5 protein-coding genes and 1 pseudogene are annotated in these 16,874 nt (G+C 71.9%); 3 read left to right on the top strand and 3 right to left on the bottom strand.

Annotated features, from left to right (window positions below; genetic code table 11):
• Positions 1-92: 92 nt before the first annotated feature.
• Positions 93-1,013 carry a hypothetical protein gene (locus AB0B39_RS17535; RefSeq protein WP_357489451.1) on the bottom strand — a complete coding sequence of 307 codons (921 nt, stop codon included), beginning with the start codon at positions 1,011-1,013 and terminating at the stop codon, positions 93-95.
• A 23-nt stretch (positions 1,014-1,036) separates the two neighbouring features.
• Positions 1,037-1,465: a hypothetical protein gene (locus tag AB0B39_RS17530; RefSeq protein WP_357489449.1), complete on the bottom strand. Its 429-nt coding sequence runs from the start codon at positions 1,463-1,465 to the stop codon at positions 1,037-1,039.
• Between the two features lie 229 nt (positions 1,466-1,694).
• On the opposite strand from AB0B39_RS17530, the gene AB0B39_RS17525 reads away from it, so the two are divergent.
• From AB0B39_RS17525 to AB0B39_RS17515, 3 genes and pseudogenes are all read left to right on the top strand, one after another.
• The gene (locus AB0B39_RS17525; protein WP_357574794.1) at positions 1,695-4,202 is read left to right on the top strand and encodes a CHAT domain-containing protein; all 2,508 of its coding nucleotides are present in this window, start codon (positions 1,695-1,697) and stop codon (positions 4,200-4,202) included.
• On the top strand, positions 4,199-13,453 hold the full coding sequence (locus tag AB0B39_RS17520; RefSeq protein WP_357574793.1) for a hypothetical protein: 9,255 nt from the start codon (positions 4,199-4,201) through the stop codon (positions 13,451-13,453). The genes AB0B39_RS17525 and AB0B39_RS17520 overlap by 4 nt, the downstream gene beginning before the upstream one ends.
• A gap of 181 nt (positions 13,454-13,634) precedes the next feature.
• A pseudogene (locus AB0B39_RS17515) lies at positions 13,635-14,249 on the top strand (leucine zipper domain-containing protein); the annotation flags it as partial.
• A gap of 410 nt (positions 14,250-14,659) precedes the next feature.
• Here the strand turns inward: AB0B39_RS17515 and AB0B39_RS17510 are convergent.
• Positions 14,660-16,108, bottom strand: coding sequence for a hypothetical protein (locus AB0B39_RS17510; RefSeq protein WP_357574792.1), 1,449 nt, complete (start codon positions 16,106-16,108; stop codon positions 14,660-14,662).
• Between the last annotated feature and the right edge of the window lie 766 nt (positions 16,109-16,874).

Genomic DNA, 16,874 nt, shown 5'->3' with positions numbered 1-16,874 from the left:
AACGTCGATGCGCGCACCGCTGCGTCCTGACCAGCCAATCCCGTCGTCACGGTGGCGTGGTGCTGGTGACCGGTGCGCCCCTGGACTGCGGTTCACCAGGTCAGCGGTTCCGGCTTCCCGCCCTCCAGGTTGAGATACGCCGAAAGCTCGGCGCCACGCTGAGGCTCGGTGGCCGAGTCGGCGGGCGGCTGCAGCCCGAGACCGGTGTAGAGCAGGCGCCGGTGTGCGGTCACCGTGGCTTCGACACCGTCGAGGTACTCGAACGTGGCGGACCTCAGCCGGCCGGACGTGGTGCGCACAGCGATCACCCAGGCCGCGACGAGGAGCACTGTGCACACGATGCGGGGCGTCGCCTGGAGACGACCGGTCCAGATCAGGGGCAGCCAGACGATTGCGGCACAACTCAGTACCCACTGCTGGACCAGACCCAGCACCGTCGCGCTGCTGGCCGCCAGCCGCTTGTACGTCTCGTCCGGAAGCACCTCGAGCAGCACCGGCCAGCAGACGGCCAGATCCAGGCCGTACGCGTCGAGAACGCGCCGCAGCGCCGCGGCCCGGGCGTTGCCGATCCGGGTCGGCGCCAGGGCGTCGTGGTCGTCCGGACCGGCCACCGGCGGAAACCGCTGCCGCTCCGGATCGTCGCGCTCGGCGGTGGCCCGACCCACGGCGCGCAGGCGACGAGCCATCTGCGCCCGGCGTCGCCTCGCGAGCCAGGCGCGGCCGACGGCGTGATCCGGCCACTCGCCGCCGATCAGCGCGAGCACCCGCCCGGCGGCCGCGCTCAGCAGCGAGGCGGTTCCGATGACCAGCACCGCGGCCAGCACGATCAGCACCACGTCACCGGCCGATCCGTTGGCGTGCGCCCAGCACGCGAGATCGCGCCGGCGGGCGCACGTGTCGGTGTGCAGCAGATCGGATCGGCCGAGCAGCAACAGACCAGCCCCGAGCAGCCAGAACAGCAGCGCCGAGCCGAGCAGGTAGGACTTCCACCGCGCGGCGAGCGTGTTCGTCATCGAACCGACGAGTGGGCTCACGGTCAGTCGGCCAGCATGAGCTGCGTGCGGGAGTGCCACGGGTTCGGGCAGTGGTCCTGCTGGGCCGGGTGGAACCGGTCACCCCAGGTCTCGTAGCCGCAGGCCGGCACCGGGCAGGTCCAGCGGCGGGACGGGCGCCGGCGATCGGCCGTGGGGGCGATGATCTCACCCCGTGCGCCGGTCGGCGCGGCGTGCCGCCGCCGGTACAGCGCCCGCAGTTCAGGGTTCTGCCCGAGCAGGCTCTGGGCGCGCAGGACGAACGCCTCCGGATCGGCGCCCTGATCGGCGAGCAGTGCGGTCAGTTGATCGCGCGCCGAGGACGGCAGGGTGTCGAACTCAGGGTCTTCGGCGAGCTCGGCCAGCCGATGACGCCACAGCTCCACATCGGAATGTGCGGCGTGGATCGGGTCGGACGCCCGCTCATCCGTCATGCCGACACTCTCGCATTGTTCCGCCACACCGGACTGTCAGATGACCGACGACCAAATGGATACCGGCCATTCGTCCGTTGACCATTTTTCGGCCACCCCGAAACCATGGTGGCATGGATCAGACCTCCTCCCCGCCGCCCTCGTCCGTCGGACACCGGCGCCGCCCGTGACCGCCGGTTGCGTCGACGTTCACCTGACGCTCCAGCCGGGTCCTCCGGGCACCATCGCGGTGACCATCGCGGTGCCCGACAACGGTCTGATTCCGCCGTGGAAAGACGACTATCTCCTGGCGGACACGCCGGCGGTCCTCGAGGAGTACGTGTCCGATGTGGTCACGTTCGCCGAGAGCGACCAACCGCAGGACCTCACCAGACCCGGGGATCTGTACGAGAATCTCTTGTTCGCCGGCGCAGTCCGCACGAAGTTCGCCGAGATGCGCCGAACTCTCGCCGGTCGCGCCCGGATCCGTGTTCTGCTCACCGGCGCCGCGGAGATCGTCGACCGCAAGTGGGAGGCAGCGCCGATCCCGCGCGTCCTCGGTGGCTTCACCGTCCTGGGGCAGGAGCCGGACGTGTCCCTGGTGCGGGTCGTGGACGGCCCGGCCTCGCGATCGCGTGCGGTGCCGAGCAGGCGGGTCGTGGTGGCCACCGCCACCGACCTGTCCGGCCCCCACCTGCTGCCCGACGGTGAGTCGGTGACCCTCCGCACGGAATCCGGTCGTGCGCCCCGAGACGCCGCGTTGATCCGGGACGCGCTGCAACCGGCTCGCTTCGAGGTGGTGACGCTCGACGGCGTGACAAAACAGCGGCTCCGCAGCGCGCTGATCGACCGGAGCTATGCGGTCGTCTTCTGCGGCCACCACGTCGCGGCGCCGGCGCCCGGGCTGCTGGTGCACGCCGACGACGAGGACGCTCCCGCGACTGCCGAACTGCTGGAGCACAACTGGGTGGCGGCCAACGTCACCGACGCGAAGCCGGCCCTGGCCGTGTTGGTCGCCTGCGGCAGCGGTGAGCCGGTCGGCCCGTACGGCTCACTCGCCCGACGGCTGGCCGAGGGTGGGGTCCCGCTCGTGGTGGGCATCTACGGCACGGTCAGCCACTACGACGCCGAGCAGTTCATCGCCACGTTCTTCGAACAGCTGGTGCTGGGAACCCCGGCCGACCTGGCCGTGGCCGGAGCCCGTTCGGGGTTCAGCCGGCACGACGCGCTTCCCGTCCTGTACACGCACGGCCTTGCCTTCCTGGACCAACGGGCGCCCGCGCCGGAACTGCCGACGCCGGACACCTACCAGACCTGGGCGCTGACCCGGTCCTGGTCACCGGGCACCTCCGCCCTGCCCGTCGACGACGCTCGGCGGGTCGGCCTCGACCTGATCTGCACCCTGGACCGCGGGCCGGCGACAGTCGTGCTGGCGGACGCGAAACGTCGCAGCCGCGCTCTCGGTGACGCGCTCACCGCGGCCGAGGAGACATTCCAGCACGAGGCCACCCGTCAGCGGCGTACGTTCGCGCGCCGTCGCTGGTACGAGTACGAGGCGGCCAACAACATCCCGGACACCGTGGAAACCTGGCTCCAGCTTGCCGGAAACCCGCCGGCGCTCCGCGCTGTCCTGGAGAGCCGCCCCGACGGCGCGACTCTCGGCCTCGTCGTGACCGCCGAGACGCCCGCGACCCAGTGGGAATACGGCGGTGAATGGGCGAAGCGGATCGCGATGTTCGCCGCGTTCCGCGACGCCGAGCTGCCCGGGGCGGCGCTGGTGCTGCGGATCGTCTCCCCGGAGCCGCTCGACGCGGTGCTGGCCGCCCAGGATGTCGCCGCCCGCCTCGACGGGCAGCGCGTCGAGCTGCTGTGCCACGTCCTTCCGTGGACGACCAGCCGGGTGCGGCGTGCCAGATCCGTGCTGCTGCCCGGTGACGGCCCGGCCGGCTTCGGCGCCGCGGTCGCCGAGGTCCGGCAGCGGTACGGCCTCGACGCCCCGACGCCGCCGGTCGCCGGGGACAGCCGGCCCACACCGATCGCCGCCGCCGTTCAGGCCCTGGTCGCCGCGGTGAACGCGGACTCGCCGGGACTCGCCGCCGAGGTCGGTCTGCTGCTGGACGTGCGCGACTGGTTGCGCGACTGCTACGAGCCGCTGCTCGCCGCGTACGCCCGGGACCGCGCCGGGCCCGGCCGGTACGCCGCGCTGATCGCCGCCGCCGCGACGGACGACCACCTGGATCACTGGCTCGACGAAGCCATCAAGGCCGGTCGTCCGCCCCTGCCCGACGAGGCGCCCGCCCACGCCATGCGCACCGAGGTGGTCGACGCCCTGCTCTGGGCGCTGCACCGACGCCGGCCCAGCGACGCGGCGACCCGGGACCTGCTCGAGAGCTGGCTTGAGCTGCGGGACGGCGAATCGGTCCAGCGGCTGCTCGGCACCCCGCGGGCGGAATTCGGGAACGGCCGCTGGGCCGAGGAGGATCCCGCGGTCGTCCGCCGCTGGGCCCGTGCGGTGCGGCTGGGCCCGGAGCACCTGGCCGGCGCATTCCCGGACCGGCCCGGCTACTGGGCGGCGCTGTCGCAGATGCCACTCAAACCCGAACTGGTCGAGCCGGTGCTCGCGCTCGACCCGCCCTTCCCGCTGGTCGTCGGTCTCTCGAACACCACGGGCTCCACCGGGGCCGACGTCACGGACGCCGACCTCGTCGCCGTGCTCCGGCACGCCTACCTGCCGCCGAACCGACCCGAGAGAGCGTGACCATGCTGCTCGCCGACTGGCACTTCTGCTGTTCCATCCGCCTCCAGCCGAGCGACACCCGGGCGTACCTGTCGCTGTTGGAGGTGCTGCGATCACCGCACGCACGGTCGACAATGGTGCAGTTGGCGGCCGGCCGGATCGCCACGATCGAGCGGCTGCAGCAGGTCTACGCGATTCCGGCGCTGGTGGACGCGGCGCGGCGCTGCACGGACGCCGCGACGGCCGAGCATCTCGCCGCCGCCCTGACGGCCACGATCGGCCCGGAGGCGCCGCCGGCGCTGGTGCACCTGCTCCGCCGGCTCGGCGCGGCCACCGAGCAGGAGATCGTCGAGGCGCTGTCCGCCGTACCTGTCGCGTCACCGGCCACCGGGCCGGCCCAGGGCACCCGCCTCCACCTCGACCTGCCGGGCCGAGCGACCGACGTCGCGGTACTCGCGCTCCTGCGCAGTGCCGCCGAGGCCGCGCCCCGGGCGGTCGCGGCTCACCTCGAGCAGCAGCCGGACTACGTCGAGGCGGTACTCGACGGCGAGCTGGGCCGGCTGCCGCAGCTGATCGCGATGGAGGCCGCGGGCGCTTCCGGAACGGACGGCGCCAAGCTGGTCGCCCGGCTGCTCGGCACGTCCGGCAACAGCGGCCTGGCGCAGCCCGACGTGCTCGAGACCATGGCCCGGCTGCTGTTCGCCGCGCGGCCGGCGGACGGTCGCGACACCGCCACGGTCGTGGCGGACATCGAGCGGGAGGCGGTCGGCTTCCGGCGCCTCGACGTCCTGCACAGGCGCGTCGGCGGGCCGCCACGGGCCGACGCGTTCGCCTGGCTGCGTGGCGAGCCGGAACCCCTGCTCGGCAGGCTGCTCTGGCAGACGGTTCTGTGGCAGGTCGCGGCGGAAGTGGATCCGGCGTCGCTGGCGACCCGGCTGAGCCGATGGTGGAACGCCCCGCCGTTCGCCGGTCCCAAACGCGGCAAGGGCCCGGCCCGGGTGTGGCTGCCGTGTGACTCGTCGGAGCTGAAGAGGTTCCAGGCGGCGATCGGGGATCTGCTCCGACTCCGGATGCCGCCCGGCGCCGAGGCCGGTGAGATCGAGGTCAGGTCGGGCGACCACGACCGGATGCCGGTGCCGACGGCGAGCCTGCTGTTCTCACCCTGGCTGCACCGCCGCGACGCCGTCTTCAACCCGATGGCCGTCCGCGACCAGGCCGAGGACGGCAACAGGCGCAAGCACACGGTCGCCGATGGCACGTTCCCGCATCTCGGCGACAAGTCCGCCCTGGTGCGCCTGTTCGGCGCGATCTCCGTGGCCGGCACCCTGCTGGCCGCCACCGGACCGCAGCCGCCGGCGTACCTGGTCGACCTGATGGTGCACGCGGCGGACGTGCTGGGCGGGTACCGCCTGCGGACCCACCTCGGCAACCGGGAGTCGCTGGACGCGGCAGGCGACGACGACGCCTTCCTCAACGGCCCGATGACCGGCCTCGCCCTGTACACGCAGGACTTCCTGCGCCGCATCGGCAGCGGCGAGGCGACCGCCGGAGCCGACGGCGACGCGCGACCGTCGCTGCCGCCCGCCCTGGTCGCCGAACGGTTGCGGCAGACCGTCCGGTACGAGCCCGGCGACCGGGGCAAACGGCTGGTCGGCACCCATCCGCAGCAGGCACTCAACCTGTTCCAGGAGGCGGCGACGATGGTCGTCACGCACTGGGCCTACGAGGCGTACTCCGGGCAGGTCGACGTCCCCGTCCGGGCGGCGTCGGCGGCCTGGTACGCCGGCACGGACGGGCCCACGCCCGCCGAACAGATGATCGCGCTCGCCATGACCGAGATGTGGCAGTACAACCCGGCGACCGCGTCGCGGCGGCTCCTCGAACCGGCGACCCTCGCGCTGGAGGCGTTCCCATCGCTCTTCGACGCGGTCAACCGCGCGGAGTGGGACTGGCTGGACTCGTTCGTCGAGGGCCGCAAGGTCGGCACCCGGCAGGTGCTGCTCGCGCCCAACCTGAAGGTCGACGAATGGCAGCGGGTCACCATCCCCGAGCCCGGTCCGCTGGTCACGGTCGACCTCGCCATGATGACGCTGCGGCTGGAGGCGTTGCTCGCCGACGGCCGGGCCGTGGGCGAGCACGCGGACTGGATCGCCGAGTGGAGCCGGCGCGTGTCCCGGTTGAACGAGCCCAAGAACCTGCCCCGGGACATCCGCCGTCGGATGCTCGACCTGCTGGACGTGCCGGTCGCCGAGCAGAACGACGCCACGGTACGCCAGGTCCAGGAGCTGGTGATCGACGCGGTGGCCGAGTTCTCGGTCAACGCGCCGCGCTATCTCGACCTGCTCGTCGCCAAGCTGACCGGGGTGCTGCCGATCGGCGAGTCGACCACGGCGAAGCTGCGTCAGCGGCTGTTCCGTGCGCTGCTGAACAGCACCGGCGAGCGTGCGGCGACGGCCAGCCCGTGGAGTGGGTACGCCCAGTCGATCGGCGCCGCGCAGCGCACCCAACTTCTGGAGCGTTTCGTCGCCCGGGTGGGGATGACCGCGGGACACGCGCTGACGACCTCGCCCGCACAGTGGCAGTTCCACCGCGGCGGGGCGTTGGTGCCGGCGCCCGCCACCCAGGCGTACGACCCGCGGTTGGTCGCCGCGGTGTTGCGGCACGGCTACGAGTTGGCGCAGGTGCCGATGAACGTCTCCCTCACCACCTTCGGGTCGTACCGAATCCCGCGGGGTGACGCCGTCGACCTGTTCGCCGCCGACGCGCGCCGTGAGGAGCGGCTGCCGGCCGGGCGGGCCTGGGTGAGCGGCATCGTGGCGGCGGCCGAGCGGCGGCAGAACGAGCGGCGCGTCCTGGTCAACTGCGGGTTGGGTGGCAGCCCGCCCGGCTTCGCGACGAACCTGTCGCTGGAGATCGGCGACCTGGTCGCCGTGCAGCTCGACAGCGGGACGATCCGGGCGGTGGAACGCCTGCACACACGGCCGCCGGCACCGGACGAGGTCCGCAAGGCCGACTTCACCATCCGGGCCGACGTGGTGAGCCTGGCGGTCGCGGGCCAACACTCCCTGCGAACGGTGTACCAGCACCGCCGCGGCATCTCGCTGCCCGCGTTGGTACACGACTACTGGGACCCCGACATCTCCGCGTCGTACCACCGCAGCACCGAGGTCACCGGATCGACGATGGTGCGGTGGGACGAGGAGCACCAGGTATGGCTGCCCACGGACCGATCTTTCGCCCACTTCCTGAGCGCCGAGCTGACCGCCGCCGCGCCGGCGACCACTGTGGTGCTCATCGAGCGGGTGATGACGCACGGCGGCGAGGCGTGGCGGGTCTGCACCAGCCCAGGCGCGGTGTATCTGCTGGCCGCCGCCGTCTGGACACCGGCCGCCCGCGCTCGCCTGGCCGACTGGCGGCTGGCCCGGCAGCAGCGCGAGGAACTCGACGGCAGCGGCGGCGAGACCGACGACAACGGTCTGCTGATCCATGTCCGCCTCGGCGGCGCCACCGACGGTCACCCGCAGCTCGACCTGGCCGACGAGCCGCCGGCCGGGTCGCGGGAGCGGTGGCGCGACCTCGCGCCGGGGCCGTTCGACGACCGCAACCTGCGCTGGCGGCAGATGTTCGCCACGACTGACGTGCACGTGGCGACCTGGAACGGCACCGAGTGGACCATGTCGACCGGCATACCGGAGATCGCCGAGAGCGTGGTGATCCGCAGCCCGCTCGACGGCGGCGCAAGCCGGTCGATGGCGTTCGAGCTGTATCCGCACAGCTGGAACAGCGCCAGTCAGCGCACCGGAGTGGTGCGCGGCCGCACCACTCTGGAGTCGCGCTTGGACGATTTCGCCGATCCGGGTGACCGGTTCGCGTCGTTGCGTTACGTCCAGGAAGGCGACGTCTTCGACATCAAACCGGTCAACGGGCGCGACGTCCAGGCGTCGCTCAAGGGACACACCCTGGACGGGTTGCCCGTCGAGATCGACTTCGACTCGCTCACCATGGACGCCACCCTGGCCGACGGTCTGGCCGCCGGCCGTACGGTGGTCGTACGGTCGATCCGCACCAGGCCGGCGGACCACCGCCAGGACCCGGTCCCGGTCAGCACCGAGGTCCTCGAGAGCACGATGCGCGAGGCGGACCGGGGACGGCTCACCCAGCTCGAGGGCCCTCGTCGCAACGTGGCGGGGCTCGCCGCACGGGTCCTGTACGGAGCCACGAGGGACGTGTGCGGCGTCTGGCTCGAGGACCACGCCGGCGACGCCTTCTACTGCGAGGCGCCGATGACCGCCTTCTCGGCGCTGCCCCGGCGGCCCGGCGATCCGGTGTGGGCCGTTCACCAGGCGGGTGGGTGGTCGTTCGAGGCGACCCCGCGCCTGGTGAACGTCCGGGCGCTGTGGTCGACGCGGTTCATCGGATCGGATCAGGTGACCGGCACGGCGCTGTATCTCGGAACAACGCAGCTGCCGCCGGTGGCGATCGGCGATCTGATCCAGCGCACCGAGACCGCCGAGGTCCTCATCGCGACGCCGGGCCGGACGACCCGCCGACATCTGGAGGCACTGTCCGGCCGCCGGCGCCTGGACGTGCCGCCCGGTGCCGGCCGAGTGGAGTCCACCTGGGAGTTCCCCGACGGCGGCACCCGCCGGAGCCGGGTCCGTCTCCGGCTCGCGGGCAACCGGTACCTGTACGGGCAGGCGGACGTCGGAGCCTTCGGCCGCACCGGGGACAGCTGGGCCGACCTGCGGATCACCGCCGAGCCGCACGATCTGGCGGACGGTACCAGCATGGTCGACATCCGCCGGACGTTCCTGCCGGGCCGCTGGACGGTGCGGACCGCGCCGGACCGCTCGAACGACGACCACCGCCTCCGCGACCGGTTCGAGGCCTGGGAGCAGGGAAGCAACCGACACGTCACCGGCAGGCTGCGCGGTGTACGCGCCGAACTCGACGGGCTGCACGTCCCCCTGCACACCGCCGACTCCGCGGTGTCGTGGACCGCCGAGGTGCCGCTGCCGGCGACGGATACGCCGTGGGTGCCCGGGCGGGACGACTACCTCGCCTCGGATGCCCGGTTCCTGCTGAGCCGGGACCCCTCGACGCAGCAGTGGCAGGCGTCGTACCGCGACGCCGCGCCGCTGACCGTGGAACAGCTGGCCCGCCGGCTCGGCCACGGAGGCGGCAGCGCGGGCACCGCTCGTTTCCCGCGCCGGATGTACTTCGCCGGGCTCGACGAGTCGGGCGCCTACCGGTTCGAGTGGGGGTACGGCTGGACCGTGCTGGCGCCCGCCAACTGCGTCCGGGCCGGATCGCAGTACGCCCCGTCGCTGTTCTACGGCGACCGCGTCGAGGCGGTCTCCTTCGAGCGGGTGACCGGTGACGACGGCGCCGAGCGACTGGTCCTCGCGATCGACCCGGCCGATCTGTGGTGGGAGATCGAGCACCAGATCTGGAGCGACGACGCCAAGGCCGTGCAACTGGTGACAGCGGTGGTCGACCCGGTGGCCCGCACCGTCGACGTCCGGAGCGCGATGGTGCGCAACGACAGGATGACCAGCGGATCCCAGCTGTCACCGGCCGCCCGGGAACGCCGGCTGCGCAACGCCCGCTTCGACCGGGCCTCGGTCGAACGGATCATCGCCGCGTTGCCCGCCGCCGCGCGCGACAGCACCCAGCCGTACGAGACCACCCTGCTCGCCGAGGTGGACCGTGGCGCGCAACCCAGCGCCGACCAGCCGTACCTCTCGTTCTCGTTCCTCACCCCCAACGGTGGGCGCGAGCGAGGGCTGCGGCCCGGGCACCGGGTGCTGATGGAGTCGGGCCGGATCCAGCGCGGCGGCTTCGGCGACTTCCGCAACGACATCTACGTGTCGTTCCGCTTCTCCGACGACGTCCTCGGCGCCGCCGACGAGCCGATCGAGGTACGGGTCTACCGGCGCTACTTCTCCTATCGGGAGGCGACGCTGCGCAACGCGCTGGAGCGTCAGGAGGCGAACGAGCCGACCGAGGTGCCGAGCCGGATGTGGGTATCGCTCGACCGCTCCCCGAACGGCACGTCCGGGCGGGTGTGGCGAGGCGACACGATCCTGGTGCCGCCACGGCGGTCGGAGACCCTGAACACGTGGCTGGCGGCCCACTCGACGGCGGTCTTCGCCACGGTCGGCAAGACGTGGCCCGATGGCCGCGTCGTCGTCGAGCTCAGCCCTGGCGTGCTCGCCCAGTTGGTCGCCGACTCCCGTACGACCCGAGGGTTGCAGAAGGGCGACATCGTCACGCTGCGCTGGGCGGGCGACCGCGTCGTGGTGACTCCGGCCGTGTCGGCGGACGCGTCGTTCGTCGACGGTGCCGGCCGGCCGGCGACGCTGCTGCCGATGGACAATCTGCTCCGCCGACCGGCGGAGTACGCCCAGAACGGCGGCACGTTCACAGTGGTGTCGCTGCCGAACCAGCCGGTGCAGGGCGGCCGGCACACGGCGTCGCTGATGAGCAGGGACCACCCGAAGCTCGCCGTGATCAAGGCCCACGCCGGCGGGAAGGCAGTCATCGACGCCACCGACGGGATCCGCGCGGCCACGGTCGGGGTCGACGGCGACGATCAGCCCGTGCTCACCGCCGTGTCCGCAGACGCGCCCGAGCCACCGCCGGTGGTCGGCTGGCACCGGTTGTCCTTCGCCGACCGGCCGACCAGCCGGATCGCCCGGCACTGTCGCGCCGGCCGGTGGCAGTACCACGACCTCAGCACCGGAAGCTGGACCGAACTGCCCGACGGCGGCCTGACCACGAGAGCGCAGGAACTGCCGGCCCGCGCGACGCCGGCGAACGACCCGCTGTTCTTCGACGACCGGTGGTCGCTGCGGTACCACCCCGAGGACCTGCGCAGGTACGCGTACCCGGCGATCCAGCTGATCGAGGACGGCGCCGCCGGCCAGGTGCGTACCTTCCCGGTCGCCGGGGTGCTCGACGGCGGGCACGGCATCTGGGTGGAGCTCGCGCCGGGCCGGGTCGTCGAGGTGCCCGGCAGCATCCTGCGCGCCCCCGGCACCCCGACGAGTCTGGAGAAGTTCTGCTGGCGGGACGTGTCGCCGGGCGACGAGGTGATCCTGCGTACCGTGATGTCCTCCCCGCTCGCCCTCAAGCCGCTGGACCTCGTCGCGTGGTCGCCCGGCCCGCGCGGTTACCTGGGCCGCAACCGCGCGCTGCTCGTGGTCACCGGGCACGATGTCGAGGCCGGCAGCATCACCCTGGCCGGCGGGAACTGGCAGCTCACCTACCCGGCGGACGGGGACCTCCAGCTCCGGCTGCCGGTCGGCAGCTACTGCTGGCTGGACCGGGACAACGAGCTCACCCCCGCCACCGCAGCCGACCTGCCCGAGCGCGGCGACGTCCTGCTGGTGACCTGGCGGTCCGGTGAGGTGAGCGCGGCCGGCCTGCCGCACCTGCGGTGCGAACCCGCCGAACTCACCACCGACAACCGGACGACCTGGCTGTCGGAGGCGCTCAGCCGGCCCGCGGACCGGGCGCGCATCCTGGACGCCGTCGGCGGTTACCTCCCGGTTCGCGTGCTGGATCGCGACGGGACGACAGCACGGGTGACGCCGGTGACGGCCCGCACGGCCTCCACGTCGGGGCAGATCGTGCAGTTGCGGGTGCTCGGTGGCCTCGGCAACGGCCAGGTGCTGGCTCAGCACGGCCGGGCGCTGCTGAACGTCGAGCTGAAGGCGATGCTGCCGGGCCTGCCCGGCCGGCTGGCACCGGACGCGATCGCCTGGCTGCGCGACAGCCGCACACCGGTGTGGATGCACGTCGACACCCGCCAGCGGCTGGTGTCGGGCGTTCGGGCGACGGCGTACGGCACCGACGTCCGGGTCGAACCGATGACCGTCGTCGGCGACGAGACGGCCCCGGAGGGCATCGTCTGCCGCGACACGTCGTCGCTGGCCCTGCGCTGGCTGCCCGCCCAGCAGTGTTCGTGGGCGACCGGCCTGACCGCCTCCGCGTTGCGGACCGCCATCGTGGAGCACCACGCCCCGGAGGAGCCGCTGCACGTGGTGGTCCGGGACAACGCCACCGTCTCGGTGACGATGACGCCAGACGCGGTGCACCGGCGGGCGCAGCTGACCCCCGGCAGCGCCGTGCGGGCCGTGCTGATCGCGCCACTACAGCCGCTGGACGACCTGCACCGGCGCTACCTGGCCCGCCTCTACCCGGAGGGTCAGCTCGCCGAGCTGGTCTCCGAGGGCGACCTGCGAGTCGGGGCCGACGCGGCACCGGTGCCGATGCTCGTCACGCAGCGGTCCGTGCCGCAGCGGACCCTGAGTCTGGTCCAGGCGGGCAAGCAGCGCACCAGGCTCGACATCTGCGGGTGGATGGCCGAGTCGCTGGGCGGCACCGCTGTGCCGGCGCGGTTCGCGGCGTACGTGGACGCCGGTTCCGCGCCGGCGAGCCGCCCCGTGGTCGAGCCGGAGTACGAGGCCGACCTGGCGGTCCTGCGGGAGTTCGGCGCGCAGGAGCGGTCACCCGGTGCCGCACCGGCACCGCTGCCCGCCCTGGTGTCCTGGCTGGAGAAGTACGGCCCCGCGCTGTTCGACGGTGCCACCCGCCCGGCCGAGATCGATCTGGCACCGGCGCTGGCCGCGGTGCTACTGCTGCGCCGGCTCGGTCAGGACGGCAACGGACTCGCCAGCCGCCAGGCGGTGCACCTGACCCGCCGGCTCGGCGCGTGCGCCGCACGGTCGCTGCACCTGGGCCCGCTCGCGAAGTACCTGCACGATCCGTCGGCGCGAGCCACAGCGGGCGGTCAGCTGGAGCGCCTGACCGCCGTCGACCTGCGCGGCCTCGACGTCACCGGGAAACCGGATCTGCGTTTCGCCGGCTCGCTGCGCGAAAACCAGGTCAGCGAGCTCAAAGCGTTCTGCCGCGGTGTCATTGGCCGCTCGGCGGGCCGGGTGGCGGAGCAGGACGTCGTCAAGCTCGCCGCAGCGCTGCTGGCCGCCGTCGGCGACGCCGAATACGCCGACCTGCTCATCGGCGTCAAGGACTGGCAGCTGACCCGGCTCGCCGCACTGGGGCGTGCGCTGACGCCGAACACCGTCGACTTCGTCGCCCAACCGCACCTGGAGGAAGCGCAGGCGCGGCTGCTGCGGAGAATCCTGCAGCGCACCCTCGGGGACGGATTGCCCACGACGATGCTCGTCGCGCCGTACCAGCCGACCGACGACCGGGAGCGCGACTATGCCCGGCGCCTGCTGGACTGGATGAAGGAAGCGACCTGATGATCAGGACTCGCCGGTCCATGCCGTATGCATTCGGCCCGAGCCCGTGCGGTGCGGGGTCGGCGCCGATCTAGGTGTTCTGTCCATGGACGTTGGCGACAGGGCGTAGATCTTGAAATGGGTGAGGACCTCCGGGTGAGGTGGAGCTTGTCGAAGGTTCCGCACCACCCGGGAGGTCCTCGTGACCCACGCTAATGCACCCCTGACCGAACGCGGCAGACTGCGTCTGGCCCGCTGCGTCGTTGACGACGAGTGGCCGCTGCGCCGGGCCGCGGAACGGTTCCAAGTCAGCCCGACTACCGCGAAACGCTGGGCCGAGCGTTACCGCGTCGAGGGCGTCGCGGGCATGAAAGACCGTTCCAGCCGGCCACACCACAGCCCGAACCGCACCCGCTTGCAGGTAGAACGCCAGGTGCTGCACCTACGGACGAGCCGGCGGTGGGGACCCGCCCGGATCGGCGGACGCCTGGATCTGCCCTGGCAACGCGCCCACGCCTGGTTCAGCACAGCCGGAATCACCGTCCGCCGCGTTCTGACCGACAACGGCTCCTGCTACAAGTCCCGGCTCTGGCACGACACCTGCACCCAGCTCGACGTCACCGTCAAGAAGACCCGCCCCTACCGGCCACAAACAAACGGCAAGGTCGAGCGTTTCCACCGGACCATGACCGACGAATGGGCCTACGCCAAGCCCTACCGATCCGAGACCGCCCGACGAGCGGCCCTACCCGCCTGGCTCCACACCTACAATCACCACCGCCACCACACCGCACTCGGCGGCCCACCCGCCAGACGCGCTGGGCCAGAACGACCGACCGTCGCGCCGCACGGCAGCCGGGACGCAGGGCTTCCTCGATCGCTTCGAACGACAGGTCGACCCCGAGGGCCTGCTCGATCCAGATGTACGCGCGGAAATGGCACGACACGCCAGGACGGCGTACATGTTGCAGCTGGCGGAACTGTCCCGGAAGTCCCGCCGTCGGCGTACAGATGCGAGTGCATAGGCAGGTACGCCGTGACGTACAAGAATCGGCGTGACAAGGGCTCCCCAGACGGCTGTCCACGGGCCCCGTCGCCGCGCGAGCGGCGGTGTCGTCCGGTCCGTGGGTCGCCCCTGGCTCAACCGAGCCTCCTCCAACCGACCGCGTCTGCGCGAAGGGTCGCGTCGTTCGGGTGCCGGCTTGCGACTCCGCGTGCCGAACCAGGTCAGCGCAAGGCGATGTGGGCGTCGGTGAGGAAGCGGTGACCGCCGTCACCGTGGGCGATTGCCGCGTTGTAGACGGCGTCGATCGCAGCGGCCAGCGGATCGTCATTCGCCAGGGCGATCAGGGCGGGAAACGCGGCGGCCTGCTGGAGCATCTCGGTGACGTCGAGTGTGCGGAAAACTCCTGCGTCCAAGCGGAGCGCGACTGTGGTGTGGGGCACCTCGGGATCGGACAGGAGCCGGTGAAACGCGGCGCTGCCGCTCTGCTCGGTGAAGGATCGCGGCAGCGGACGGCCGGCCTCGGCGTCGGCGAGCGCAGCGGCGATCCACCCGATCTGCTCCAGTCCTGCCACCCGCATCGCCCGGCGGGCCGCCCAGCAGGCTGCCTCCCGCTGGCGGGCGGCGGGCAGCGCGTCGATGCGGTCGAGCAGCCGGCGGTCAATGCGGGCCAGGGACTGCGCCTGGCCGAAGAGTCCGCGGACACGATCCGACGGTGGAGCACCTCCCCACCGCTCGGCGTCGCGCTCGGCCTGCAGGCGGCGGGACTTCTCGGCCAACGCGGTCGCCTCGGCCGCCTGCCCTCGCAACGTCGTCATCCACGGATGCGACCCGGTGGTGTCGAGCAGGTGGTCCCAGATCAGACCGAGGGCGAAGGCGTGCCGGCCCAACACTCCCTCGTGCCGCAGCGTGGAGCCGTCGGGGCCGGACGTCAGCCGTACCGTACTCGGCTCGTCGTCCGGCAGCGTTGCCAGCGGGCGGGGGAAGATCGGTTCGTCGGCGGTGGACCACGACCACAGCAAAGTCTCGTCGTCGACCCGCTTGAGCCGGACCTCAAGGTCGCCGGCGGGCAGCACTCCCTCCAGGACCTCGACCGGCGCGGGCCGGTGGCGGACCACCGCCACCCGGGACAGGCCCGCATCGTCCTCGTACGGGTCAAGTGGCAGCGGCGGCAGGATCGCCGGACGACCAGACGGGCGCGGAACCAGTGACAGCATCCCCCACTCGGCGGCCTTCGTCGGCTTCTGCTCCCAGTCGCGGTCCCCCGGGTCGGCCAGCACGGTCCGCCATGGCGTCTCCTCGGTGACCGCCCAGATGTGCACCTCGTGCCGCTCGGGCGGGTCGTCGTCGGTGCGTACGGTCTCGTGCAGGCGTTCGCGCGCGTGCACCCGCACCCGGATCAACCCGCGCGGTACAGCGACGTCGGTGAGGGCCTCCGCAGTGCCGCCCATCAGGCCGACGACCGACAGCCGGCCGCTGGGACTGAAGAGGGTTGCCTCACTGATCGCATCCCAGCCGACGTCGACTCCCGTGGGAGGCCCGGGCAGGACACGGACACGCGCCTCGATCCAACCGGTGTGTATGCCGCAGAAGCCGGTGAGCTGATACGGCCCGACGACGTGCAGCAGGCCGTCGCCGAGGGTGTAGATCCCCATCCCGGACGCACCCGGCACGGCGGACACCTCGTACTGACAGTGGCTGACCGACAACCTCGCCCAACTGGTCACGGATGCCGAACTTCGATCATGTGCGTCATTCAAGTCGGCCACTCCCAAATCCTACGGACGACCTCACCGGGCCCTCGCAGCTCGGGATCGCGTTCGTGTTCTGGACCGAGGTGAGGTTCTACTGCCCCTCCACGCAAGTCTGCCCACGGTAGCGGCCCAGGAAGGCCGACACCGCGGCGCGTACAAGGAAGTGATCGGCCGGTACAACGCTGGCAGCGGAGGCAGGCCAGATAGCGATGCATCACCGTGCGTCACCAACAGCCACTACGCCAGTTCAAGACCGCCGAAGAGATCCTCGAATCACTCGCCCTGTTTTGTAGGCGAATTTCCGGCGCGGCACACTAGCTCGCTGGGGACATAGGCCTGGACTTCGACACAGTGTTGATCATCGCTCACGCCGAGGATCGCCTAAGGTCGGGCAACGATATCGAGTGCTCTCCCTACATCCCCCTATCGCATTCTGCCCATCCTCGACAAGCGGCGCTGGCCCCTTTCGCTCGGGACAAGCTGCACACGCTTATCGGTCGGCGCGAGGCGGGCAGCAGTCGTGGTCGGTGCTACCGATGCGGTGCCGCGTTCACTGGGCGATCCGCGCCGTTCAGCAAGAACCCCGGAATCAGAAGGCACCACGTCTCGGTCGCCGCGAACGTTGTCGCGCCTGCGATGACCGACTTGGCGGCGTGCTCGCGCTCAACCAGGCAAAACCGCCGCC

It is taken from the genome of Micromonospora sp. NPDC049114 (genome assembly GCF_040648635.1).
In the GTDB taxonomy this organism is placed as follows: domain Bacteria; phylum Actinomycetota; class Actinomycetes; order Mycobacteriales; family Micromonosporaceae; genus Micromonospora.
The sequence above is the reverse complement of the archived record's forward strand: the minus strand, read 5'-3'. Positions and strand labels throughout refer to the sequence as shown.

Excerpts from the sequence above, each read along its gene's own strand:
- AB0B39_RS17535 (WP_357489451.1), bottom strand. The coding sequence starts at position 1,013 with ATGACGAACACGCTCGCCGCGCGGTGGAAGTCCTACCTGCTCGGCTCG.
- AB0B39_RS17530 (WP_357489449.1), bottom strand. The coding sequence starts at position 1,465 with ATGACGGATGAGCGGGCGTCCGACCCGATCCACGCCGCACATTCCGAT.